This is a genomic window from Tamlana crocina (assembly GCF_012037625.1).
Map to the genome: position 1 here is coordinate 99709 of NZ_JAAVJS010000006.1, position 23290 is coordinate 122998.

Sequence of the window (23290 nt, forward strand, 5' to 3'; positions counted from 1 at the left end):
TACCATAATAACTAACAGCTTTAGGGGGGGGGGTCTATGGTCAATTTGTAAATACCGCGCTCTGAAGCGGATTGGTTATCGGCAATCCGTTCCAAAAACCGAAAGGAAATAGTACGTTTAAGGGCCTTGTTTTGCCAACGGGTTTTATAGCCGTTCATGTATTCCGTTTTACGACGGATAACTTGGTTATCGCCACCCACACGAATTAAGCTGTCGCTGTGTATGTTTGCAAAAAGTTCGGCGTCCAGAGTTTCAAAAGCTTTGGTGAAGTTGCTCCAAACTTGGTTGTTAATGGCTTGTAGCTCGGTTTTGTTTTGAGCGAAAACAGGAGCGATGGAGAGGATGAAAACAAGAAAAACAGCTTTTATTTTCATATTCGGCATGAGTTCGATTTTATTGATTGGCTGTAATAAATAACGTGAGTTCGATATAAGTTATGTTTTATATTTCGTCACTTCGAGTGATTTTCCGTAGTAAAACGGAGGAAAATTGTATCGAGAAGTCTTTTATTTGGTTCTCGATACATTTTTTGTTCCATTACATTCCACACAAAACACTCGAACTGACGTAGGTTAATGATTTTTAGTTGTTTATAAACCGAAATCACGTTAAATAGAATCGGTCGTGTCAGGTTAAGCCTTTCGGCTTCGCTCAAGATAAACTAAAGTCGAAAGGTTCAGCCTGACAAACGGTTCTAAATTTATCTAACAGATTGAAACCAAAAGATACCAATTAAATCCGAGCTGCCAACCATGCCTTAAATTCGTAAAAATTCTGTGGTGCTACACCATGCCCAACCGGAAACTCCGAATATTGGTGTTTGATGTTCAAACTTTTTAGAAAAGTTGGGGTTTGCCTCGCCCAATCTACCGGAATCACTTGATCCACACTGCCATGCGAGCAGTAAAAATCCAAATGGGAATAATCGGGATTTTGTAAATCTTCAGGGAGTATGTCGTGGTTTACATAGCCACTTAACGCCACGATGTTTTTTACTTTTTCTGGGTAAGTCAATGCCACGGCATAACTCAATATGCTACCTTGGCTAAAGCCCAAAAGGTTTACGTTGGCTTTGTTTACGGGGTAAGCGTCAACGGCTTCATCAATAAACTGGGCAATTAAATCGCGCGATTCTTTGGCCTGTTCGTTATCGTTCCATTTGCCTTTTTCGGCGTCAAAATTAATGGCGTACCACGCATTACCGAAAGGTTGCATGGGGTAGGGCGCTTTTACCGAAATGATGAACAATTCTTCGGGCAATTCCTGTGCAAACGAAAATAAATCGTTTTCGTCGCTGCCGTAACCGTGCATCATAATCAGCAACGGTGCATTTTCGGTTAAAGTCGATTTTCGAATAATATGTTCTAAAGACAATGCGGTGTTTTCCATGTTAAGCGCCTAAGTTTGCAAATAATTTTTGATAAAATGCCCCGACTAAAGGAACTTCGGTGGTTTTTCGTGAAATGGCTCCCGAAAACCCGTAAATAAAAAGTACGGCAAAAAAGAGGTAAAATGCCGAAGTAACCATCCAACTGTCAAAGCTGCCTACAGGGTAGCCTAAGGCCCAAAACGTGAGCCATAATCCTAAGGATTGCCGAATATGGAAACTGGCAAAGGCACTTTTGTTTTTTTCTTCGTTGTTTAAAAAGTAAGCGATTATCACCCCAATAATGGTAATATAGCTGATGATGGCGTTGCTGCGCCCGCGGTCAATATCTTGTTCGGTCATGTTGTTTATGGATTTAAAACCACTTGGTTGTTGGCTACAATGCCGTAAACCTTTCCTTTTAGGGTTTCGTTTTCAAAAATGGCATTTTTAGATTTTGAAACGATATTGTTTTTACTGAAAGTGAATTTAGTATTCGGGTTGAATAGCGTTAAATCGGCCATATTTCCTACGTTAATGCTCGTGGATTCCAAACCGAATCGGCTTTTTCCTTTAGTGAGCAGTTCGATGGTTTTCTTTAAAGTGAATACATTTTGAAGTGCCCCAAATGCACTTTCCAGTCCGATTGTGCCATATTCAGCATGGTCAAATTCCACTTTCTTTTGTTCGACATCGATGGGGTTGTGGTCGCTGGTGACCATATCGATGGTGCCGTCTTTTAAGCCTTCAATTAAAGCATCCACATCGGTTTGTGTGCGCAATGGCGGCAATACTTTAAAATGGGTGTTGAAATCGCCCAACACATCATCCGTAAAGTATAGATTATGGATGGCCACGCTACAGGTTACATCCAGTTTTTTCTTTTTGGCTTCGCGAATTAACTGCACGGCTCCAGCCGTTGAAATGGTGGGGATATGTAGTTTCCCGCCGGTATATTCCAATAAAAATAAGTCGCGGGCAATTTGTAGTTCTTCTGCTAAAGCGGGAATCCCTTTAAGTCCCAATCTAGTACTGCTAATATGTTCGTTTACCACACCCTTGCCAACAATTTTGTTTTCCTGCGGAAAGGAGCACACCAAACCATCAAAATTACTCGCATATTGCAATGCGATTTTCATCAGGTTGGGGTTGGCAATCGGTTTTTTATAATCGTAAAAAGCCACCGATCCAGCTGTGTTCATATCGTACAGTTCGGCTAAATCCTCGCCCTCGCTTTTAACGGTTAAGGCACCAATCGGCAACAGGCTTACCGCATGGTTTTGGGCTTTCGATTTTAAAAAAGTAATATCGGAATTCGAGTCAATCACCGGGTTGCTGTTTGCATTAACGGCCACGGAGGTAAACCCAGAAGCTGCTGCAGTTTTCAATCCGTTTTGTATGGTTTCGCGTTCCTCGTATCCGGGTTCGCCAAAACACACGCTGCTATCAAACCAACCTTTCGAAACGTGCAGGTTTTCAGCATCGATTTCCTGAAAATTTTTAGTGTTTTTTATACTTGGGGCTATTTGGGTAATCGTGCCGTTTTCAATTAAAATATCCTGGGTCGTGTTGTGAAATTCACTTTTCGAATCAAGGATGGTGGCCGATTTTATAAGTATGTTCATTTAAAGAATTTTAAGATGAGCATTTCTACAAGCAGTAGCGCTAGTGCAAAAATAACAAACCATTTCCATAGCGCATTAATTTTTGAGTCACTTTTTAAGGCATCAAAAATTTCGGGAATGGAATCGCTAATGGTTACATCTTCTGCAGTAGAAAGCTCGATATAGCTTAATTGACTTTCGTTCCTGTTGTAATTGTAACTGACGTTTTTTATGGTTTCTTCTTTGTTTTTAATGGTGTAAATGCCCGAAATATCTGGAGTTTCAGAAGTGTTGACGACGACTTTGTTGTTGAAATATTGCTGCTTCGGGATGATGCTCGTACCGTTATGTTCTAAATTCAAAACGGCATCTTGCTGCATTTGGGTTTCCACATCAAAAGTGTTTTCCTTTCCAATAGTGTAATACAGTTCGGGAATTTTTAAACTTTGCTTGCCCATATTGTATAGCGTGGGAACGATGAGCGGTGAATTTTGAAAGTTTGAATTTTTAGTGTTGATGGCCGAAGTAAACACATAAACATTGTTGTTTTGGCCTAAAAACGGTTTGCCATCTTCAAACTGCAGCACAGAAGCCATGCTGTTTGAAACGAGATTATAAAAGCTATTGACTTTCGGGTATTGAAAGTTTTTAACCTGCTTTTCAAACACCCCATTGCTGAATAGTGGGTGACCGTAATTGATGGTGGTTACTCGTTTTTCGGATGGGTTTAATTCGGAAAATGTGTTGTCCCAATGCCCTAAAAATTGATTGTAGGATGCCACATTAATATCTTTGGACGGGATGATGATAACGATGCCCTCTTGCTCGGTAAACTGTTTTAGGGCGGCCGATAACGATACGGGAATGTCATTCAATTCATTTAAAACAATGAGGTGCTGCTCGTCAATGAGGTTATAATTTAATTGGTTGGGAGCAGTTGAAATATAGTTGAATTCATCATCGGTGTAAATGCGTTTTAAAAAGGAATCGTCTGCATCATTCACCGCCAAAACATTTATTTTTGATGCTTTGTTGATATTGAAATACAAATTATTGTCAAATTGTAAATGCACATCGTTAATGCTGATTTTGCCGTTTATCACTTCGTTTGTTGGAATGGAAAATGTGGTTTTGACGATGTCTCCGATGGCTACTGAAGTTTTGCCAATAAGGTTATCGTTGTTAAACAGCGATACCGGTAAATTTTCAACGGCGGCACCATTGTTTTTTAAAATGACGTTGAGTTCAATGGTGTTGGCGGTGTTTTTCGAAATGTAGGCACTGTCAATCGAAATATTGTTGGTGTTTACGGGTGCCAATTTCACAAAATGGATTTGGGTAAGCGAATCGGATGGAATGTCGAAGTTGCCGTTGATTTCTTGAAAATCAGATATAAAAATTAAATGTTTTAAAGTGCCGTTTTTTTTACTGAAAGCACTTTGGCTTTTCAAAAGAGCGGCCTCGGTACTTAGGTTGCTCGAAGCATAATCCCATTGCAGCATGTCGTTTTTTAAGGCTTTAATGTTGGTGTTTTTAAAGCTGTTGCTGTTGGTAATTATGGAGATGTTTTCATTTTCGGGAACATTGGCAATCAAATCCTGAACGGCACGCTTAAACAGTTCGCCTTTATTGCCTTTGGCTTGCATACTAAAGGAATTGTCCAAATAAATCACCGTTTCTTTTTCCGTTTTAAACACATCATTTTTTGAGGTGAAAGGTTGTGCAAAAGCAAATACTAAAGCAGCTAAAAGCAACATGCGGGTAAATAGAATGAGCCATTTTTTTATTTGCGAACTTTTTCGTGTTTGCAGCGTCGCTTCCTTTAAAAACGCCACGTTGGTAAAATCGACCTTTTGGAATTTACGAAGCTGAAAAAGATGGACAATAATGGGAATGAGCAGTAAAAATAAGGCGTAAAGAATTTCGGGGTGTTTAAACTGCATGGCATTTATTATTAGTCAAAACTACATATTTTTTCTGATTGTTTGTATGCGGTGCTAAAATCTTATTCGATTGTATGTTTTTAGTTAGAAAACCTTGTTTTCCATCATGCTGAACTCGATTCAGCATCTCATTTTGTTTGTAAATTTTATAAAACTATTGGTGTATTCGTTCAAAATATTCACAGATTAATAGGTTTTAAGCGTTGAGTAGTTTTCTAACAAAAAAAAACATAATCCTCTACGGGCATTAAATCTAAGTTTTTTAAATAAGCGCGTATTTCCTTTTGAGCTGATTTGTTGGCCACAGTAATGATGCTTTGCGGATTTTTGATTTTTGAAAGCGTTTCAAAAGGTTGCATGGTTTTGCCGTAAATGTCCTTGCCGATTTTTTTTGGGTTGTCGCAAATCCATTCAAAATCAATTTTACGCTCTACAAGTGTTTGGGCAATAATTTTGCCTTTGGTGCCAGCACCCCAAATCACCAACGTTTTATTGGGGTTGAAATCGATATCCAAAAAATGATTGATTTTTAACAATGTAAAGTGGTTTTGGGCATAGTGCACGTGCGTTCGTGAGGTACGCGTGCTGTAGTCGCGCCATTGGTGCAAAATCTCGTTACATGGGATGCATGTGTAGCCACTTTTGTATAACCGAAACGTGAGGTCGTAATCTTCGGGGTAAATGTGCGGATTAAACGCATCGCAGGCCAGTAAATCGTCGCGGTGTAGCATCCAACACGGTGAGGGAATAACGCACTCTTTATAAATTTCATCATAGTTACTTCCCGTTTTCGTTAGCTTGTTCAGCCAGTTTTCGTAGCTTTTATAGCCCGGTTTTACGCCACCTTCTGCAAAGTATTTTACCAATCCAACGGCAACATGTTTTTTTCCGTGGGTTAAAAGATTGTTGGCCAATACTTCAATCTTATTAGGCATCATAATATCGTCGCTATCCATTCGGGTGATAAGTTCACCTTTACTTTTTGATAGTGCCAACTGAAGGGCATCAATAATACCGCTTCCTGAATTTTTAAAAACGTGTATTGTGGCCTCTTTTTCCGCGAAAGCGTAAACGGTATCATAACTGCCATCTGTTGAGCCGTCATCAATCATGACCATTTCCCAATTTTTATAGTTTTGAGCAATGACAGACTGGATGCATTCGGGCAAAAAACGTTCGGTATTTTTAAATGGCACTAAAATGCTGACTAAGGGCGATTCCATGTTCTGTTTTTAAAAATTAATGATCTATATTATAGTCCCCGATGGGGTTGAGATGCTGCGAATTTAACAAAACCTTAAGAAAGGAGGCCGTTACATAATGGTATTTTGCGCGTCAATTTATAAACTTTTAAAACTATTCATAAATGAATTCAAAATGGATTTTGGCAGTAATGGCCGGAGTATTATTGGCCAGTTGTGGATCTGTCAACAAAACAGCAAACGATTTGGCCATAAGTACGCCTATTGAAGCGACCATAGATTTGTCGAAAGTTAATGATGATAGAGCCCCCGTAACCATCGACCCGGGACGTTTTACCGAGAAAACGGTTACTTACCATTTGCCGCGCGTTATTCAGGGTACCTATTCTGTGAGCGATTTTGGAAGATATGTGGAAGCCTTCAAAGCTTACGATTACTCCGGAAACGAAATGGAGGTGAACCAATTGGATACCAATTCTTGGGTGATTGAAAATGCCAAAAAGCTGGATAAAATCACCTATTTGGTAAACGATACTTACGATATAGAGGAAGAAGGCGGTATTGGTAAAGAACAGCCGTTTTCGCCAGCAGGAACCAATATCGAGCCTAAAAACTACGTGTTGAATCTGCACGGTTTTGTGGGGTATTTCGATTCCTTGAAAAGCAATCAATACAAATTGAATGTGACTGCTGATGCCGATTTTGCTCGTACTTCGGCCTTACAAAATGTCAATTCTACAAAAAGTGAAGACGGCAAATATGTAACAACAACCTATTTGGCACCGCGTTATTTTGATATTACCGACAACCCCATGATGTACGGTAATTTAGATGTTGAAGAATTTCAAGTGGGCGATATCAAAATTGTATTGAGTGTGTATTCGCCAAACGAAAAGCACTCGGCAGCATCAATGAAAGAAACCATTTTTAAAATGATGCAGGCTCAAAAAGCCTATTTGGGAGAGATTAACTCGACGCCGCGTTATGATATTTATTTGTATTTATCAGACGGCGAAGACGACTCCCCAAAAGGTTTCGGCGCTTTGGAGCACCATACTTCAACCGTTGTGGTTTTACCAGAATCGATGGATGAACAAGCGTTGGCTGATGCCATGATTGACGTGGTGTCTCACGAGTTTTTTCACATTGTAACGCCTTTGAGTGTGCATTCAGAAGATGTACATTATTTTGATTATAACAATCCTACTTTTTCAAAACACCTTTGGATGTACGAAGGTGTAACGGAATACTTTTCAACCTTGTTTCAAATTGACCAAGGTTTGGTGGATGAGAAAAAATTCTATGGCGATATTTATGAAAAAATACAAGCATCTAGAAGAATGAATGATGCGATGAGTTTCACTATCATGAGTGAAAATGTATTGAAAGCACCTTACAAAGATCAATATCTGAATGTTTACCAAAAAGGGGCGTTGATAGGCATGTGCATTGATATTTTAATGAGAGAGGAAAGCAACGGGCAACGGGGTATTTTGTCATTAATGAAAGAACTGTCTAATAAATACGGCAAAAACAAGCCTTTTGAAGACGACAATTTAATTGCCGAAATTACCGAGATGACCTATCCTTCGGTTGGTGAGTTTTTAAATACCCATGTTGTTGGCGATATTCCAATAGATTACAATGTGTTTTTTGAAAAAGTAGGCTTGGAAATTGGCGAGGGTGAAGTAGAAGCCAACTACATTTTAATGGATGGTGCACCTATTGTTAGTGGCGATGCACAAAAAGGCACTATCTTTTTTACGGAAAAAGTGTTAGAAAATAGCTTTTGGAAAGCACAGGGCGTTCAGCCCAACGATGTGATAAAAAGTATTGATGGCACCGAGTTGACTATGCAAAACGCCAACCAAGTTTTACAAGAGGTGTTTATGTGGAAACCTGGCCGAGATATTGAAGTGAGATTAGAACGCAATGGCGAGGAAGTAATTATTAAAACAACCACCACTAAAGCTTATACCAGCGGTGAAATGATTGTTGAAAATCCTGAAGCAACTGAAGCCCAAAAGGCTTTGCGAAAAGCGTGGTTGAAAGGGTAGTTTATAATTTTTTAAAACGATAAAAGCTGTCTGAAAAGACTGTTATTCAGTGCGAAGCGAAGAATCTTTTAAATGAGAAATTTTATTTTCAATATGATGAGATTTCTCGACTCCGCTCGAAATGACAAAGATTTCCTTTTTTCAGGCAGCTTTTTTATATTATATGCTAAAGGTTTTAATACACTAATTCTGAACTTGGCGAATCGGTAAGCGCATTTAAAAACGCTATAATATACTGTTTTTCTTTTTCGGTTAAGTCTAATGGATCGGGAGGAAGGGTTTGATTTTCCATCTCGATGCCCAAACCGGCAGCACCACCAATATTGTAAAAGTGCAACACTTCATCCAACGAATTGTAAACCCCGTTGTGCATGTAGGGAGCCGTAAGGGCAATATTCCTAAGGGTTGGTGTTTTAAAGAAATGTTTCCGTTCTTCGGTATGAAACAAGTCGTAGCGACCTAAATCGTCGTCAATTTTAGCGTTAATGGTATCGGTAGTTTCCGGTACCCCTATCAATTCCATTTCCGATTCTTTATAGGTAGTAGGCACGGTACCATTAAATAGTGGTGCAAAATGGCATGTGGCGCATTTGGCCTTTCCGTTGAAAAGGTTGAACCCATTGATTTCAGATTCGGTTAACGTATTTTCAAGGTTGTTGATATTTCTGTCGAATTTGGAATCGAAAGGAGCTAAACTTCTAATAAAACTGGCAATAGCGTGCCGAATGTGCTCTTGTTTAATGGAATCCTTAAAAACGGACTGAAAAGCTTCGGTGTATTCCGTGTTGTTTTTTAAAGCTTTTTCAAAAGTTTCCAAATCGCTGTGGAATTCATTTTCATTATTGATTACAGAAACAATTTGCCCTTCTAAACTTCCGGCTCTATTATCGTAAAAGAAACCTTTTTGCAGCCCGGCATAAAGTAGGGTAGGGCTGTTGCGTGTTACCCCTTTTGAAATGGCGAGGCCATCGGTATAACCTTTTTCGGGAATGTGGCAGGTGGCGCAGTTTATGGTTTTTGAAGCTGAAAGTTCTTTTTCAAAAAAGAGTTTTTTGCCCAGGTTGACTTTTTCTTCGGTTAAACTGTCGTTGTAAACCGAAAAGTGGTAGAGGTTAAATGTGTTGTTTGAAAACAGTGAAGTGGCGTTATTATTTATGGATTTGGTAAACGGAAATTCTACTTGCCAATCGGCCACCGTTGCGTTCCAAAGCTCTAAATTTTTGTGGGTATGGTTTTTAATGAAGCTGTAACGATCAAAGGAATTGAAATCGGCATTTAAGTCTGTTTGTGCCTTTTTAATCGCTTCGGTCCATTGGTTGTAAATTTCAGTATTATTAAATTCCGATTGATACACCTCTAAATACTGTTTTACGGCCTCATAAGAGGTTTGCGCTTCTGTGAGCGATTGCTCTAATGCGGGCGAGTCGAAGCCGGTAATTCCTGTAAGCGCAGTTCGGATAATTTGGTCTCTCACCATCCAAAGTACATGGTATGGCTTTATGTAGTTTAAATTCAGGTTTTTCTTTATAAGTTGCAGCCTTTCGGATGTTTTTTTGGCGTGCAGTGTTATGCTTTCAAAATCGGGATTTTCAGTAAAGATGTTTTCCTCCAAAACCTGAAATCCGGTGGGTTGCTTTATTTTAATATCGGTAGCATCTTCTTCTTCAATTTTTAAAATATTGGGCTGATTCAAAAATTTATAATTTTCAGAATCTACAAATGCTAAAACGGGTTCGGCCATTTTAAAATGATGCCTAGCATTTAGGTAATGTTTTTCTAAAGATACTGCTTCCTTGGCGGTTTTTATACTGTCCATAGCAGTTATGGCTGCCGAAAGGGTGTTAGAAAATGTGTTTTCCAACACTCGGGTTGGATTGTTTTTTGTTTGATGATCTTGCTGTTGGTTTAAGCAAGCATTTAATAATATTGAAAAGAGGCCTATGAAAACATAAGCCCCTTTTTTGGTATTGAAATTCATAAATGATTATCTCTTTAAACCTTTAATAACATAAAGCATACTGCCTTCGTTTCTGTCTGGTGTTGGGTTGGCCAAAGGGTCGGTAAACGATGGGTTTTCCCAGCCGTGGTTTTGGGTAATCAGTAAAAAGGTGCGGTCTACATCAATAGTTTCAGAAATATCAATCATACCAGTAATTTCCCAGTTTCTATTGGCAGTTCCGTAACCCAAAGAAGCGGCATAATCTTGGTTGCACTCTAAAACGGTTTTAAGGTTTTTAGACTTGATATTGTATTCGTACAATTGCGCGTAGTGGTCTTTTTCTGGAGTGTCTGGGTATCCGTTTGGATCTTCTTGAATGTACACGTAGTTTTCAGTCACCACGATGTTATCTGGACTGTGGAAAGCTTTTGCTTTTCCATCTAAAATATCACCATCTAAAACACACTCAATAGTACCTTTAAGCGGATTGTTTTCATCAAGTACTACGTGGTAGATTCTTCCGTAGAAAGAGCCTTTTCCTAAAAGTGCATCTTTTTTTCTACCGGTAACAGCAAAGAAAAACTCTCTGTTGTTGCTTGCCGAACCGCGTCTCCAGTCAATGTCCTCAACTCTCGAAAAGCCCATGATGCCTTTGGCTCTTGATTCGGCCTCAAGTTCATCTAAAGTTCTTTCGTTGTACTCTTCAAAAGTAACATCGTAGCTTACGCCTTCTTCCATGTCCATTTCGTAGTTAATGCCTTCGGTAATAACTTTTAAACCGTAAAGTTTTCCACCGTTTAAATCGCCTTTGTTGCCCACATACATGGCCAATTGACCGGAAGGTGTTTCGTTATCACTGGTATCGTCACCAATTAAAACGACTGTTTTCCCAGGGAAAGCATTTTGGTGCATGGCAACTGCATTTTCGGTAGACCACTGGCCCAAAGCAGGCAAGGTTTGCGCGATGGATGCATTGGCAGCATCTTTGTATGGATCGATTGAAAATACAGCTTTTGAAGCACCGCCCCACTCGCCACCAGAAAGGTAAAGTGGACCAAAACCATGTTCTTCTGGAGTAATTAACGAACCAGAACATTGTGCGGTACGAGCTGAAGCTTCAGCATTTAAGATGTACTCGCCGCTTACTGGTTTGAAAGTTTCATCTAAAGTGATTCTGGCTACCGAATAATCGGCTTCAATATTATTAATTAAGGTGTAAGTGCCGTCGCTGTTTTTTAATAACCCGGCACCGTCGGCCATACTTCCGTAAACAAAGTTTGGAGAGTCTTCCAATTGATCTTCAGAAGAAAGCAACGTAGTAATTTCAACATTTTCAAAACCAGACTTCAATTCAAGAAGGTTAGGGGTTTTAGAGTGGTTAACAAGCTCAATTTTTTTGTTGTCTCCTTTAATGGTACCATCTTTTGTATCGCATGATGCTAAAACAGTGCAAGCTAAAATGCCGTAAAGAATAGAATGTTTCATTTTTGATGTTTTTGGATTAGTTCTATTTATTTTTTTCCAAAATTATGCGCTCGGCACCTCAAAAATGTTAGCTTAAGTTTGGCTTTAAGTGAAGAATTTGTGAATGCAATGTTACTTATGTAAAGTTAAGCTTAATATTTAAAATGAATCTAATTAAAACTTTTCAAAAACTCCCAATCCGAAAAGCGCGAAATCGTATTTTACGGGGTCTTTGGAGTCGAGTTGCCTTAATGCAGTGTCCAGTTCCAATAGGGCTTTAGCGTCGTTTTGCTTTCGGTTTAGTAATCCCAGTTTTCGGGCCACATTACCAGAATGGACATCCAAAGGGCAGGAGAGCTGGCTGGGCGAAAGGTTCTCCCAAATACCAAAGTCTACACCAGTATTGTTGGGGCGCACCATCCATCGTAAAAACATGTTAATGCGTTTTGCAGCCGAATTTTTCAATGGGTCGCTCACGTGTTTTTGTGTTCGTGCCAAATGTTCAATTTCAAAAAATACAGATTTGAATTTTGAAATGGCAGGCTGCAGCGAATCAGTTTCAGCATGTTGGGCAAATACCTGTTCCAAACCTTTGTGGTTCGTGTAAATGTGTTTCAATGAAGCTATAAATTGAATGCAGTCGGCACCGTTAAACGTTCGGTGCACAAAGGGCAGTAACTTTTCTAAATCGGTTTCTTTGTGGTTCATCACAAAATCGTGTGGGGCATTATCCAGTAAACCCATCAATTTCTGTGCGTTATTAATAATGCTTTTTCGGTTGCCCCAGGCAATGGTCGATGTTAGGAATCCGGAAATTTCAATATCCTCTTTTTTTGAAAATTGATGCGGAATTTGAATGGGGTCGCTTTCAATAAAATTAGGGTTGTTGTAGGTTTCGACTTTGGCGTCGAGAAATTCTTTTAATTCAGATGGATTTAAGCTCAAAAAAAGAGTGGTTTTGGGTTAAAAATCAGGTTCAAAAATACAATTTTTAGGTGTTTTAACCGATGGAAATTGAAAATGTTAAGCCAATACTTCTGCTGAAAAACTCATAAAAACTCCGATGAAATACACTAAAACCCGATATTCATGTGTAATTATTAATAAGAAGTACACTAAAATTAACATTTATTACGTTATTTGAGGAACTAAATTTTAATGTTATGAGAAAACTTATTGTCCCTATTTTAGCCATGGTTTTTATGGCTTGCGAAGAAACAGAAAAAGCAAAAGATAGTATTGATGCGGTAGCAGCCCGCGAAGCTTTAACTGAGTATGCCACTGTAAACAAGGTGTTTCAGGATGTTGGAAACAACAGTGGTGACGCTGTGTTAACTGCCGAAAACTCTAACGAAGCTAAAACAGGTAAATCTGAAACCGATGGCCCCACAATTACTGTTGACCCTATGGATTTCACTACTTTTCCTAAAACCATAACTATTGATTATGGCGACGGTGTTTTGTGTAAAGATGGTGTTACCCGAAAAGGTATTATTACTGTAGTATCTACGGGTTGGTACAGAGAAGAAGGTAGTGTGCATACTTCAACGTTCAGCAATTATTATCACGAAGATTTTAAAGTAGAGGGTACGCATGTAGTAACGAACTTAGGAACAAATGAAGATGAAAACCCAGAATACAGTGTGGTTATCAATAACGGAAAAATCACAACTTTAACAGGCGCAAGCATCAATTACACCGAAAATTCTACCCGAACTTGGGTGGCCGGTGCCGATACGCCTTTCAATATTTGGGATGACGAATATACTTTAGATGGTTCGCAATCTGGGGTAAGCTCTAAAGGTGTGGAATATACTTTAACCGTAGAAGAGGAACTTCATTTTGTACTATTGCCTCGCGGTATTGAATCTGGTATTTTGGATGTGAGCGTTGGTAATATCGACGATATTAAAATTAACTATACCAATTCTACCATTACTATTTTTGGCCAAACTTTTCCTTTTGGTGAGTAATTAAAGAACGATTAAAATAAATTAGAAAAAGCTTGTTGGGAATTCAGCGAGCTTTTTTGTTTATCTTGGTTGGTCGTTTATTATTTTGCCATCCACCATAGTGAGTTTTCTATCGGCCATATCGGCAAGTTCTTCGTTATGGGTTACAATAACAAAGGTTTGCCCAAATTCATCCCGAAGTTTAAAAAACAAGTTATGCAGGTTTTCGGCACTTTCACTATCTAAATTTCCCGAAGGTTCATCGGCAAAAATTAAATCGGGATTATTAATCAATGCCCGTGCCACGGCCACACGTTGCTGTTCGCCGCCCGAAAGTTCGTTGGGCTTGTGATTATAGCGGTGCGATAATCCTAAAAAATCCAACAATTCTTTGGCGCGTTTTTCAGCATCCAGTTTGTTGGTACCTTTTATAAAAGCGGGGAGGCATACGTTTTCAATCGCGGTAAACTCTGGTAATAATTGATGAAACTGAAAGATGAACCCAATATGTTCATTTCTAAATTTAGCCAAGGCTTTGTCCTTAAGTGAACTCACATCGGTACCATTGATTTCAAGATTAAAAGGTGCTTTGGACGAAGCCTTATCCAACGTACCCAAAATTTGCAGCAAAGTGGTTTTTCCAGCACCTGAAGCCCCAACAATAGATACTACTTGCCCTTTTTCAATATGCAGGTCAACGCCTTTTAAAACCTGTAAATCACCGTAATATTTATGAATGTTTTTCGCTTGGATCATTTGTAGAAAATATTAGTGGGGAAATTACTATTTTATGGCGTTCTGTACAATTTCAAATGGCTTTTTATTGCGGTATGCGTTTTAAGGGCTATATTTAGTTGAAAATTAAAATTATCGAGGCATGCCGTACAAGCATTTTGAAGAATATAATATCAAGGTTACCGACGACGTAAAAACGAGATACGAAAATATTATAAAGGATTTGGGTGAGGATGCCAATCGTGAAGGCTTAGTAAAAACGCCCGAACGCGCCGCCAAGGCCATACAGTTTTTAACCCAAGGTTACCATCAAGACCCAGTAGAAATTCTAAAAGGGGCTATGTTTGCGGAATCGTATAACGAAATGGTCATTGTAAAAGACATCGAATTGTATTCGCTTTGCGAGCACCACATTTTGCCCTTCTTTGGAAAAGCTCATATAGCTTATATTCCAAACGGACAAATAGTGGGGCTGAGCAAACTGCCTCGTATTGTTGATGTATTTGCCAGAAGGTTACAGGTACAGGAACGCTTAACCGAGCAGATTCTCGATTGCATAAACGATACATTAAAACCACAGGGTGTGGCCGTGGTGATTGAAGCGTCGCACATGTGCATGATGATGCGGGGCGTGCAAAAGCAAAACTCGGTAACTACCACTTCCGGATTCCGAGGGCAGTTTGAAAAAATTGAAACCCGTAATGAGTTTTTAAAGCTTATTGGGAAGTAGTAAAGTTAAATTTGAATACAAGCAAAGATGCCAAAAAAATGTATTAGCCTTAAAATACAGTGTATTATCACAATGCTTCGACAAGCTCAGCATGACATCTCGATTGCTAAATATCTATCTTTTAACATTGTCAGACTGAGCCTGTCGAAGTCTATGTGAAAAAGGAGAATCATTAATTAAATTCACAAGCCAGTAGAAGTTTTGTCAAGCCAATTTTTAATATCGTTTGAATTGTTAAAAGATGAAATAAAAGATTTTAACAACTACCCGTTCTCTTTACAAATAGTAAAGTTTTTTGAGAAAATTGAACTACACAAAAACGTCACTTTTTTAATTGGTGAAAATGGCACGGGAAAATCTACGCTTTTGGAATCTTTGGCAACTGCTTATGGATTTAACCCAGAAGGAGGCTCAAAAAACCACAGATTCAGAACCAAACAAACACATTCAGTTTTATCTGAATATATTCGCTACACAAGAGGTGTAAATAGGCCCAATAGTGAATTTTTTTTAAGGGCAGAATCGTTTTATAACCTCGCTACTAATATTGATGAAATAGCCGATAAAGTGTTCTTGAAAAACAATTATGGAGGAAAGTCACTTCACGAACAAAGTCACGGAGAGTCGTTTATGTCTCTATTCAACAATCGATTTCAGGAAAAGGGATTCTACATTTTAGATGAACCCGAAGCCGCGCTATCTCCACAACGGCAAATGTCGTTTTTAATTAGGCTAAACCAATTGGTAAAAGAAGAATGTCAATTTATTATTGCAACCCATTCACCTATCATTTTATCATATCCCAACTCTAAAATAATCCAGATATCTGAAAACGGATTGGAACACGTTGATTATGAGGAAACAGAACATTACAAACTTTATAAATTCTTTTTGAACAATAAAGATTATATGATGAAAAATTTACAAATTGAAAAAATAGATAACTTTAAAACTGAAGGCTAGGTATGCTAATATTTTGGTACATTTCTTGTTCTTAACAACGAAAAATTATTAAATGAATAAATACAAAAAACTAATTATCGGCATTGTTTTGGATGCCTTGGGTTATGTGTCGTTTTTCATCCCAGGGGTGGGCGAATTCTCCGATATCGTTTGGGCGCCCGTTTCTGGTTGGTTAATGACTAAACTTTATAAAGGAAAGCCCGGAAAAATAGCCGGAGTCATTGCTTTTGTTGAAGAAGCCTTACCTGGATTGGATGTTATTCCCACGTTTACTTTAATGTGGATTTATAGCTATGTTTTTAAAAAGGAAAAATAGGCACGGATTTTGTAAATGATGAAGTATTCCTGGTCTGGATTAACTTATGTATCCAGAACATCTTAATTTTATAAAAAAAACCGATAGAATTGTCTATCGGTTTTTTTATTGTCTGTCCTTGCGTTACTCGCAGTGGCCTTTAGTCTTCAACCAAAACCCAATCACCTTTAGCAATTAAGGGTTCGGCTTGTTTGTACTTTAAGGTTTTGTTTTCACCGTTTAAGACGTGCTTAATCGTTACACGGTCGTTTCGTCCAATTTTGGGCTTATCGCGCACAATGGTTTCCAAAACTTCTGGTTGACGTTGGGTGTTCCCAGCCGCACGACTTTGAGCAGAACGCTCGTCAAGATTAGGAATTTCCTCTTTCGTGGTCTGTACCTTTTCTTGTTTGCGTGCTCTAGCCTCTTGGATGGTATCTTGCGTTTCCTGTGGCAATTCCCCTTTAAATAAGAACGAAATCACATCTTTATTCACTTGGTCAATCATGGCTTTAAACAATTCGAACGCCTCAAATTTATAAATCAATAAGGGGTCTTTTTGTTCGTGAACCGCCAATTGTACCGATTGTTTCAGCTCGTCCATTTTACGTAAATGGGTTTTCCAAGCATCATCAATAATGGCCAGCGTGATGTTCTTTTCAAAATCGGTAATCAATTGTTTACCTTCACTTTCGTATGCTTTTTCAAGATCGGTAACAACGTTCAGGCTTTTGGTACCATCGGTAAACGGTACTACAATGCGCTTAAATTTGTCGCCTTGGTTTTCGTAAACATTTTTAATTACCGGGAAGGCGAGTTCGGCATTACGTTCCATTTTTTCACGGTAATGCTCAAACGCGGCTTTATAGATTCTTGAAGTGATTTCCTGTGCAGAAAGTTTTCCGAATTCAGCTTCGGAAACTGGTGAACTCATTGAGAAATAACGAATCAATTCAAATTCGAAATTTTTGAAATCGTTAGCATTTTTATTGGTGTCGGCAATACCTTCCGAAGTATCGAAAATCATGTTCGCCAAATCCACACGAAGACGTTCACCATGCAGTGCGTGTTTTCTTCGTTTGTAAACCACCTCACGTTGGGCGTTCATCACATCGTCGTATTCCAATAATCGCTTACGAACCCCAAAGTTGTTTTCCTCTACTTTTTTCTGGGCACGCTCAATAGATTTTGAAATCATGGAATGTTGAATCACTTCACCTTCCTTCAAGCCCATACGGTCCATCATTTTGGCGATACGCTCACTACCGAACAGGCGCATTAAATTATCTTCAAGCGACACGTAGAATTGCGAACTACCCACATCACCTTGACGGCCGGCACGACCACGCAACTGTCTGTCTACACGTCTAGAATCGTGGCGTTCGGTACCTACAATGGCTAAACCTCCAGCTTTTTTTACCTCTTCGCTCAGCTTGATATCGGTACCACGACCCGCCATATTGGTGGCTATGGTTACCTGGCCGGGTTGCCCCGCTTGAGCCACGATATCGGCCTCTTTTTTATGCTGTTTCGCGTTCAATACGTTGTGTGGAATTTTTCGGATGCTCAGCATTTTTCCGAGTAATTCTGAAATTTCAACCGAAGTGGTACCAATCAACACTGGGCGACCTGCTTTTGATAATTGGGTAACCTCCTCAATAACCGCGTTGTATTTTTCGCGTTTGGTTTTGTAAACCAAATCCTCACGGTCGTCACGGGCAATAGGGCGGTTGGTTGGAATTTCAACCACATCCAATTTGTAAATTTCCCAGAATTCTCCAGCCTCTGTTACCGCAGTACCCGTCATACCTGATAATTTGCGGTACATTCTGAAGTAATTTTGAAGTGTTACGGTAGCGAAGGTTTGGGTAGCATCTTCAATTTTTACGTTTTCTTTGGCTTCGATGGCTTGGTGCAATCCGTCGGAGTAACGACGGCCGTCCATAATACGACCCGTTTGCTCGTCAACAATCATTACTTTGTTGTCCATCACCACATATTGGGTGTCTTTTTCAAACAAAGCGTAAGCTTTTAAAAGTTGGTTTAAAGTATGGATGCGTTCCGATTTTACACCGAAATCCTTAAATAATTCTTCTTTAAGTTCAGCCTCTTTTTCCTTCGGAAGGTTTTGCTCTTCAATTTTGGCAATTTCAACACCAATTTCAGGAAGGATGAAAAAATCTGGATCGTCTTTTCCAGAAATGTATTCTACACCTTTATCGGTGAGTTCAACTTGATTGTTTTTTTCTTCGATAACATAATACAATTCGGCATCAACCTTTGGCATTTCGCGGTTGTTGTCCTGCATGTAGAAATTTTCGGTTTTTTGAAGCAATTGCTTTACGCCTTCCTCACTTAAAAACTTAATAAGCGCTTTGTTTTTGGGCATACCGCGGTACACACGCAACAATTGGAAACCACCTTCTTTGGTATCTCCAGAGGTGATAAGCTTTTTAGCTTCGGCCAAAACGCCAGTTAAGTATTTGCGCTGAACAGCAACAATATCGTCTACTTTGGGTTTCAGTTCGTTAAACTCGTGGTGGTCGCCTTTGGGGATAGGTCCAGAAATAATCAATGGTGTACGGGCATCGTCAACCAAAACGGAATCGACCTCATCAACAATAGCGTAATTGTGCGGACGTTGAACCAAATCTTCTGGGGCGTGCGACATATTATCGCGCAGGTAATCGAAACCAAATTCGTTGTTGGTTCCGTAGGTAATATCGGCATTGTATGCCTTTCTTCTTGCTGCTGAGTTCGGTTTATGGTAATCGATACAATCAACACTTAACCCGTGAAACTCAAAAATAGGTGCCATCCACGCGCTATCGCGTTTAGCCAAGTAATCGTTAACCGTTACTAAATGCACGCCTTTTCCAGCTAATGCATTCAAATAAACTGGAAGTGTTGCCACAAGGGTTTTACCTTCACCGGTTTGCATCTCGGCAATTTTACCTTGGTGCATGGCAATACCACCAATAAGCTGTACATCGTAATGTACCATATCCCAAGTGATGGCTTTTCCAGCGGCATCCCAAGAGTTGGCCCATGAGGCTTTATCACCATCTAAGGTTACATAGTCTTTTTCGCCTGATAGTGTGCGGTCGAATTCGTTGGCCGTTACTGTAATGGAAGTATTATTTACAAAACGTTTTGCGGTTTCTTTCACCACAGCAAAAGCTTCGGGCAAGATATCGTTTAGAACCTCTTCGGTAATTTTATAAGCATCGTCCTTTAAGCCATCTATTTGCTCGTAGATGTCTTCACGTTGGTCAATATCTTCGGTGTTTTCGGCCTGTTGCAAAAGCTGGGCGATTTGCTCGTCAATGTTTTTGTTGGCTTCGGCAATTTTAGCTTTAAACTCGGCCGTTTTGGCTCTAAGTTCGTCGTGAGAAAGTGCTTCGAGGGCAGCCTCGAAACTTTTAATTTTATCGACTATAGGTGTTATGGCCTTGACATCTTGTTTTGATTTGTCGCCAACAAACATCTTTAGTACAGAATTTAAAAAATTCATAAGTGTTTAATTTTATATTATCTGAAATAAAAACCGAATTAGGTAGAATCGGAATCTATTTCGCGTTATTTTTCAGAAGTGTCTTTTGTATGCTTTTTTAAAGCACTCAAAGATACATTATGTTATTAGTTTTATTAAAAGATTATAACAAAAAAAAGCCTCGAAATCGAGACTTTTTCATTATTCTTTATGCTTTTGTTTTAATATTCATCTTCATTCCAAAGATAATCTTCGTCCGTAGGATAGTCAGACCATATTTCTTCGATAGAATCATACGAATCGCCCTCATCTTCAATTGACTGTAAATTTTCAACAACTTCAAGAGGGGCACCGGTTCTAATAGCGTAATCTATTAATTCGTCCTTAGTTGCTGGCCATGGCGCATCACTTAAATAAGATGCTAATTCTAAAGTCCAATACATTTTCTATACTTTTAATTTTGTGCAAAAATAAATTTTTAGTTCAAACAGGCAAGTAAAAAATGAATTATTTAATCATTAATTATAAGAACGTGTGCTATTGGGGTTTAAACCTTAGCAAATCTATTTTTGCGGGTTGTTATTTAGTTGTTTTTTTGCGGTTTTGTAAAAAAGATATGTCAGTCTTTTTCGGGTATCCACTTAATTTCTTCCGCGTTCAAATCAAATGACAACTTTCGTGCCAATACAAAAAGGTAGTCAGAAAGGCGGTTTAGGTAGATTAAAACATGTGCTTCAAAAGGTTCTAATTCATTTAAGGCTGAAGCCAAACGTTCGGCGCGACGGCATACGCAGCGCGCAATATGACAGAATGACACGGTCTGGTGCCCGCCCGGTAACACAAAATGGGTCATAGGTGGTAGGGCATCGTTCATTTGGTCCATTTCTTTTTCGAGCAGTTCGATATCTTCAGTAGATATTTTTTCAATATCCAAGCGTTCTTTTCCGCTTTTTAAAATGGCCTTTTGGGGGTCGGTGGCCAAAACCGCACCAATGGTAAACAATTTGTTTTGAATGGTTTGAATCGTTTTTTTGTAATGTGGATTCATATCTTGGTCGCGTATCAAACCCAAATGCGAGTTGAGTTCATCTACAGTTCCGTAGCTATCAATCCGAATGTGGTGTTTGGGCACTCGGGTACCGCCAAATAAGGCTGTGGTGCCTTGGTCTCCTGTTTTGGTGTATATTTTCATGGGTTTGTTTTATTACTTTTTGCTCTGATATTTTGCTATCTTGACCAAAGTGCATTTTAATGGTTAAATATAAATGTAAAAAATAAATCACCACTTTAGGGTATTGACTTGTAAGAATTAGGAGTGTATTTTAACGTTTCTTAACATAAAAAGATTATTTTCGCATCAAATACAATTAAAATAAAACAAACCAAATCTGAAAATTTATGAAAAAAACTGCTTTATCAGTATTGTTCTTGTTAGGTGCCATGGGCACGCAAGCGCAATCGTTTATTGGCTATCTTACCGATAATTACAGCGGAGTGAACAGCGTAATAGCCAACCCGGCGAATATTGCAGATTCCCGTTTTAAAACCGATATTAATCTAGTTGGCGCCAGTGTAATAATTGGGAACGATTATTATGGTGTTAACGTAATGGATGCCTTAAAAGAAGACTATGATTTTGATCTGGACGCCACCAAATCGCCATCAAACAGTAATAATTTTGGAGCCTACGTAGATGTTATGGGGCCTTCTTTTATGTTCAATTTGAGCAAAAAGAGTTCCATCGCCATTTTTACCAGAGCTAGATCCGTGGCAAATGTAAATAACATTAGTGGTTCTACGATTGATAAGATTGATAATGATGATTCTGACGATTTTTTGATAAACCCTGGAGAGGCCGATATAAGTGTCTTTGGCCAAGCTTGGGCTGAAGTTGGATTGACTTATGCTCGGGTATTGGTGAATAAAGAACAGCACTTTATAAAGGGAGGTATGTCAGTAAAATATTTACAAGGTGCTGGTAGTGGTTATGCCTATACCAATAATGTTGCGGTTGATTATGATGCCGACGGTGGAGTAGGGCCAGACGGTTGGAGTTTTAACTCAACAGGAGAGGTTACCTACGGTCGTTTTGATAATTTTGACAACGATGATTACGAATATGAACTTCAAGATGCCAAAGGGTTTGGTGTCGATTTAGGGTTTGTGTACGAATGGCGCCCTAACCATGCCGATTATACTAAAACGAATTCTGATGGGGAGAGCTATACTTTAAAACACAAAAACAAGTATAAATTAAAATTAGGACTTTCGCTTACCGATATAGGTGCTATTAACTACAAAGAGGGATTGGAAGATTTTTATGCAATAGATACACAAGGAGAAGTTACCGAACAAGATTTTGATAATGCAGAAGATTTTGAAGCTTTTCTTGAGGATATATCTACTGCAGACCAATCAAGATTTGGTTATAAAACCCATTTGCCAACTGCACTTCATTTTAATGCCGATTGGAATTTTAGCGGTAAATTCTATTTGAATTTAAACACCGATTTGTCCTTAACTAAAAAAGGCAAGGAAAACACCAGCAGTATTTTGAATATAGCCTCTTTAACACCGCGTTTTGAAAGCCGATGGTTCAGTTTCTATTTGCCTTTAAGCATGGTAGAGTACAATGGTTTCCAAGCGGGTGCTGGTTTGAGAATGGGGCCACTTTATTTAGGTTCAGGTTCGGTGCTTACGGCTTTAACGAGTGATAATACCAAAGGGGCCGATGTGTATGCCGGATTAAAAATACCAGTTTATCAAGGAAAAGCGAAAGATAAAGATGGCGACGGCGTATTGGATAAATTGGATGGCTGCCCAAAAATACCTGGCCCAGTTGAAAATAATGGCTGCCCATGGACTGACAGGGATGTAGATGGCATTATGGACAACGTTGATAATTGCCCAGATGAAAAAGGTCCAGAAGAAAACAACGGTTGCCCATGGGGCGACACTGATGGCGATACGGTTTTAGATAACAAAGATGAATGTCCAGATGTGGCAGGAGAAGTGGAAAACAACGGATGCCCATGGCCAGATACCGATGGTGACGGTGTTTTAGATAAAGACGACCAATGCGTTAATGAAGCAGGAACTGTTGCAAACAATGGTTGCCCAGAATTAGAGCCAGAGGTGACTGAAGAAATTCAAAAAACCTTAAATGAATATGCAAAAACCATTTTGTTCAATTCCGGTAAATCTACCATTAAGGAAGAATCGAACGATGTGTTGAAGGAAATCGTAGGTATTTTACAGGAGTACCCTTCGGCAAAATTTGCTATTGAAGGGCATACGGATAGTGTGGGAAGCAATAGTTTAAATCAAAATTTATCGGAAGCCAGAGCAAGTTCAGTAATGCATTATTTAATTGAAAATGGTGTGGCTTCAAACCGATTGACTTCACAAGGTTTTGGAGAGAGTAAACCAATAGCTCCCAACTCCACACAAGCTGGACGCGCATTGAACAGACGTGTTGAAATCAACTTGGTAAAGTAAACTAAAACGTAGTTGTTTAAATAAAAATAATCCCGGAGTTGGCGCTTCG

General features: G+C 39.1%; 19 protein-coding genes. 6 read left to right on the forward strand and 13 right to left on the reverse strand.

Translation table 11 applies throughout. The features are described 5' to 3' along the window. Positions 1 to 20 precede the first annotated feature (20 nt). The 6 genes from HC176_RS05810 to HC176_RS05835 all read right to left on the reverse strand — a co-directional run bounded on the left by HC176_RS05810 (position 21) and on the right by HC176_RS05835 (position 6136). Entirely contained in the window at positions 21 to 374 is a 354-nt protein-coding gene (locus HC176_RS05810; protein WP_167917243.1) for a hypothetical protein, read from the reverse strand. Between the two features lie 358 nt (positions 375 to 732). Beyond that, complete coding sequence (locus HC176_RS05815; protein ID WP_167917244.1) at positions 733 to 1389, reverse strand: alpha/beta hydrolase; 657 nt, start codon at positions 1387 to 1389, stop codon at positions 733 to 735. A gap of 1 nt (position 1390) precedes the next feature. Continuing rightward, positions 1391 to 1729: a hypothetical protein gene (locus HC176_RS05820; RefSeq protein WP_167917245.1), complete on the reverse strand. Its 339-nt coding sequence runs from the start codon at positions 1727 to 1729 to the stop codon at positions 1391 to 1393. A gap of 5 nt (positions 1730 to 1734) precedes the next feature. After that, entirely contained in the window at positions 1735 to 2991 is a 1257-nt protein-coding gene (locus tag HC176_RS05825) for a dihydroorotase (RefSeq protein ID WP_167917246.1), read from the reverse strand. Further along, positions 2988 to 4913, reverse strand: a complete 1926-nt coding sequence (locus HC176_RS05830) for a BatA domain-containing protein (RefSeq protein WP_167917247.1) — start codon at positions 4911 to 4913, stop codon at positions 2988 to 2990. The genes HC176_RS05825 and HC176_RS05830 overlap by 4 nt, the downstream gene beginning before the upstream one ends. Positions 4914 to 5128: 215 nt before the next feature. Continuing rightward, positions 5129 to 6136 (reverse strand): glycosyltransferase family 2 protein, encoded by a 1008-nt coding sequence (locus HC176_RS05835; RefSeq protein ID WP_167917248.1) that lies wholly within the window; start codon positions 6134 to 6136, stop codon positions 5129 to 5131. A 143-nt stretch (positions 6137 to 6279) separates the two neighbouring features. Between HC176_RS05835 and HC176_RS05840 the strand changes: the two genes are divergently transcribed. After that, the gene (locus HC176_RS05840; protein ID WP_167917249.1) at positions 6280 to 8172 is read left to right on the forward strand and encodes a M61 family metallopeptidase; all 1893 of its coding nucleotides are present in this window, start codon (positions 6280 to 6282) and stop codon (positions 8170 to 8172) included. A 175-nt stretch (positions 8173 to 8347) separates the two neighbouring features. Here HC176_RS05840 and HC176_RS05845 read toward each other — a convergent pair whose 3' ends face one another. The 3 genes from HC176_RS05845 to HC176_RS05855 form a co-directional block, all read right to left on the reverse strand. Then, positions 8348 to 10150 (reverse strand): cytochrome-c peroxidase, encoded by a 1803-nt coding sequence (locus tag HC176_RS05845; RefSeq protein WP_167917250.1) that lies wholly within the window; start codon positions 10148 to 10150, stop codon positions 8348 to 8350. 6 nt (positions 10151 to 10156) lie between these two features. Beyond that, entirely contained in the window at positions 10157 to 11596 is a 1440-nt protein-coding gene (locus HC176_RS05850) for a PhoX family protein (RefSeq protein WP_167917251.1), read from the reverse strand. Between the two features lie 153 nt (positions 11597 to 11749). Beyond that, the gene (locus HC176_RS05855; protein ID WP_167917252.1) at positions 11750 to 12520 is read right to left on the reverse strand and encodes a TIGR02757 family protein; all 771 of its coding nucleotides are present in this window, start codon (positions 12518 to 12520) and stop codon (positions 11750 to 11752) included. A 218-nt stretch (positions 12521 to 12738) separates the two neighbouring features. Between HC176_RS05855 and HC176_RS05860 the strand changes: the two genes are divergently transcribed. Then, a complete protein-coding gene (locus tag HC176_RS05860; protein WP_167917253.1) occupies positions 12739 to 13548 on the forward strand; it encodes a hypothetical protein in 810 nt (269 codons plus the stop codon). A gap of 60 nt (positions 13549 to 13608) precedes the next feature. Here HC176_RS05860 and HC176_RS05865 read toward each other — a convergent pair whose 3' ends face one another. Next, positions 13609 to 14283, reverse strand: coding sequence for an ABC transporter ATP-binding protein (locus HC176_RS05865; RefSeq protein WP_167917254.1), 675 nt, complete (start codon positions 14281 to 14283; stop codon positions 13609 to 13611). Positions 14284 to 14404: 121 nt separating this feature from the next. On the opposite strand from HC176_RS05865, the gene folE reads away from it, so the two are divergent. From folE to HC176_RS05880, 3 genes are all read left to right on the forward strand, one after another. Next, on the forward strand, positions 14405 to 14992 hold the full coding sequence (folE, locus tag HC176_RS05870; RefSeq protein ID WP_167917255.1) for a GTP cyclohydrolase I FolE: 588 nt from the start codon (positions 14405 to 14407) through the stop codon (positions 14990 to 14992). Positions 14993 to 15223: 231 nt separating this feature from the next. Then, complete coding sequence (locus HC176_RS05875) at positions 15224 to 15955, forward strand: AAA family ATPase (RefSeq protein WP_209309673.1); 732 nt, start codon at positions 15224 to 15226, stop codon at positions 15953 to 15955. Positions 15956 to 16007: 52 nt separating this feature from the next. Next, entirely contained in the window at positions 16008 to 16271 is a 264-nt protein-coding gene (locus tag HC176_RS05880; protein ID WP_167917256.1) for a hypothetical protein, read from the forward strand. 139 nt (positions 16272 to 16410) lie between these two features. Here the strand turns inward: HC176_RS05880 and secA are convergent, their stop codons facing one another. From secA to HC176_RS05895, 3 genes are all read right to left on the reverse strand, one after another. Beyond that, a complete protein-coding gene (gene secA, locus HC176_RS05885; RefSeq protein ID WP_167917257.1) occupies positions 16411 to 19764 on the reverse strand; it encodes a preprotein translocase subunit SecA in 3354 nt (1117 codons plus the stop codon). A gap of 200 nt (positions 19765 to 19964) precedes the next feature. Further along, entirely contained in the window at positions 19965 to 20186 is a 222-nt protein-coding gene (locus tag HC176_RS05890) for a DUF2795 domain-containing protein (protein WP_019387375.1), read from the reverse strand. Positions 20187 to 20362: 176 nt separating this feature from the next. Continuing rightward, complete coding sequence (locus HC176_RS05895) at positions 20363 to 20935, reverse strand: cob(I)yrinic acid a,c-diamide adenosyltransferase (protein WP_167917258.1); 573 nt, start codon at positions 20933 to 20935, stop codon at positions 20363 to 20365. Between the two features lie 206 nt (positions 20936 to 21141). Between HC176_RS05895 and HC176_RS05900 the strand changes: the two genes are divergently transcribed. After that, positions 21142 to 23241 (forward strand): DUF5723 family protein, encoded by a 2100-nt coding sequence (locus tag HC176_RS05900; protein ID WP_167917259.1) that lies wholly within the window; start codon positions 21142 to 21144, stop codon positions 23239 to 23241. The last annotated feature ends 49 nt before the right edge of the window (positions 23242 to 23290 follow it).

What these genes read in the sequence shown, in the direction of transcription:
- HC176_RS05830 (WP_167917247.1), bottom strand. Translation starts at nt 4,913, where the DNA reads ATGCAGTTTAAACACCCCGAAATTCTTTACGCCTTATTTTTACTGCTC.
- HC176_RS05860 (WP_167917253.1), top strand. Translation starts at nt 12,739, where the DNA reads ATGAGAAAACTTATTGTCCCTATTTTAGCCATGGTTTTTATGGCTTGC.
- secA (WP_167917257.1), bottom strand. Translation starts at nt 19,764, where the DNA reads ATGAATTTTTTAAATTCTGTACTAAAGATGTTTGTTGGCGACAAATCA.
- HC176_RS05880 (WP_167917256.1), top strand. Translation starts at nt 16,008, where the DNA reads ATGAATAAATACAAAAAACTAATTATCGGCATTGTTTTGGATGCCTTG.
- HC176_RS05825 (WP_167917246.1), bottom strand. Translation starts at nt 2,991, where the DNA reads ATGAACATACTTATAAAATCGGCCACCATCCTTGATTCGAAAAGTGAA.
- HC176_RS05815 (WP_167917244.1), bottom strand. Translation starts at nt 1,389, where the DNA reads ATGGAAAACACCGCATTGTCTTTAGAACATATTATTCGAAAATCGACT.
- HC176_RS05890 (WP_019387375.1), bottom strand. Translation starts at nt 20,186, where the DNA reads ATGTATTGGACTTTAGAATTAGCATCTTATTTAAGTGATGCGCCATGG.
- HC176_RS05840 (WP_167917249.1), top strand. Translation starts at nt 6,280, where the DNA reads ATGAATTCAAAATGGATTTTGGCAGTAATGGCCGGAGTATTATTGGCC.
- HC176_RS05895 (WP_167917258.1), bottom strand. Translation starts at nt 20,935, where the DNA reads ATGAAAATATACACCAAAACAGGAGACCAAGGCACCACAGCCTTATTT.
- HC176_RS05850 (WP_167917251.1), bottom strand. Translation starts at nt 11,596, where the DNA reads ATGAAACATTCTATTCTTTACGGCATTTTAGCTTGCACTGTTTTAGCA.
- HC176_RS05835 (WP_167917248.1), bottom strand. Translation starts at nt 6,136, where the DNA reads ATGGAATCGCCCTTAGTCAGCATTTTAGTGCCATTTAAAAATACCGAA.
- HC176_RS05900 (WP_167917259.1), top strand. Translation starts at nt 21,142, where the DNA reads ATGAAAAAAACTGCTTTATCAGTATTGTTCTTGTTAGGTGCCATGGGC.
- HC176_RS05845 (WP_167917250.1), bottom strand. Translation starts at nt 10,150, where the DNA reads ATGAATTTCAATACCAAAAAAGGGGCTTATGTTTTCATAGGCCTCTTT.
- HC176_RS05820 (WP_167917245.1), bottom strand. Translation starts at nt 1,729, where the DNA reads ATGACCGAACAAGATATTGACCGCGGGCGCAGCAACGCCATCATCAGC.
- HC176_RS05810 (WP_167917243.1), bottom strand. Translation starts at nt 374, where the DNA reads ATGAAAATAAAAGCTGTTTTTCTTGTTTTCATCCTCTCCATCGCTCCT.
- folE (WP_167917255.1), top strand. Translation starts at nt 14,405, where the DNA reads ATGCCGTACAAGCATTTTGAAGAATATAATATCAAGGTTACCGACGAC.
- HC176_RS05865 (WP_167917254.1), bottom strand. Translation starts at nt 14,283, where the DNA reads ATGATCCAAGCGAAAAACATTCATAAATATTACGGTGATTTACAGGTT.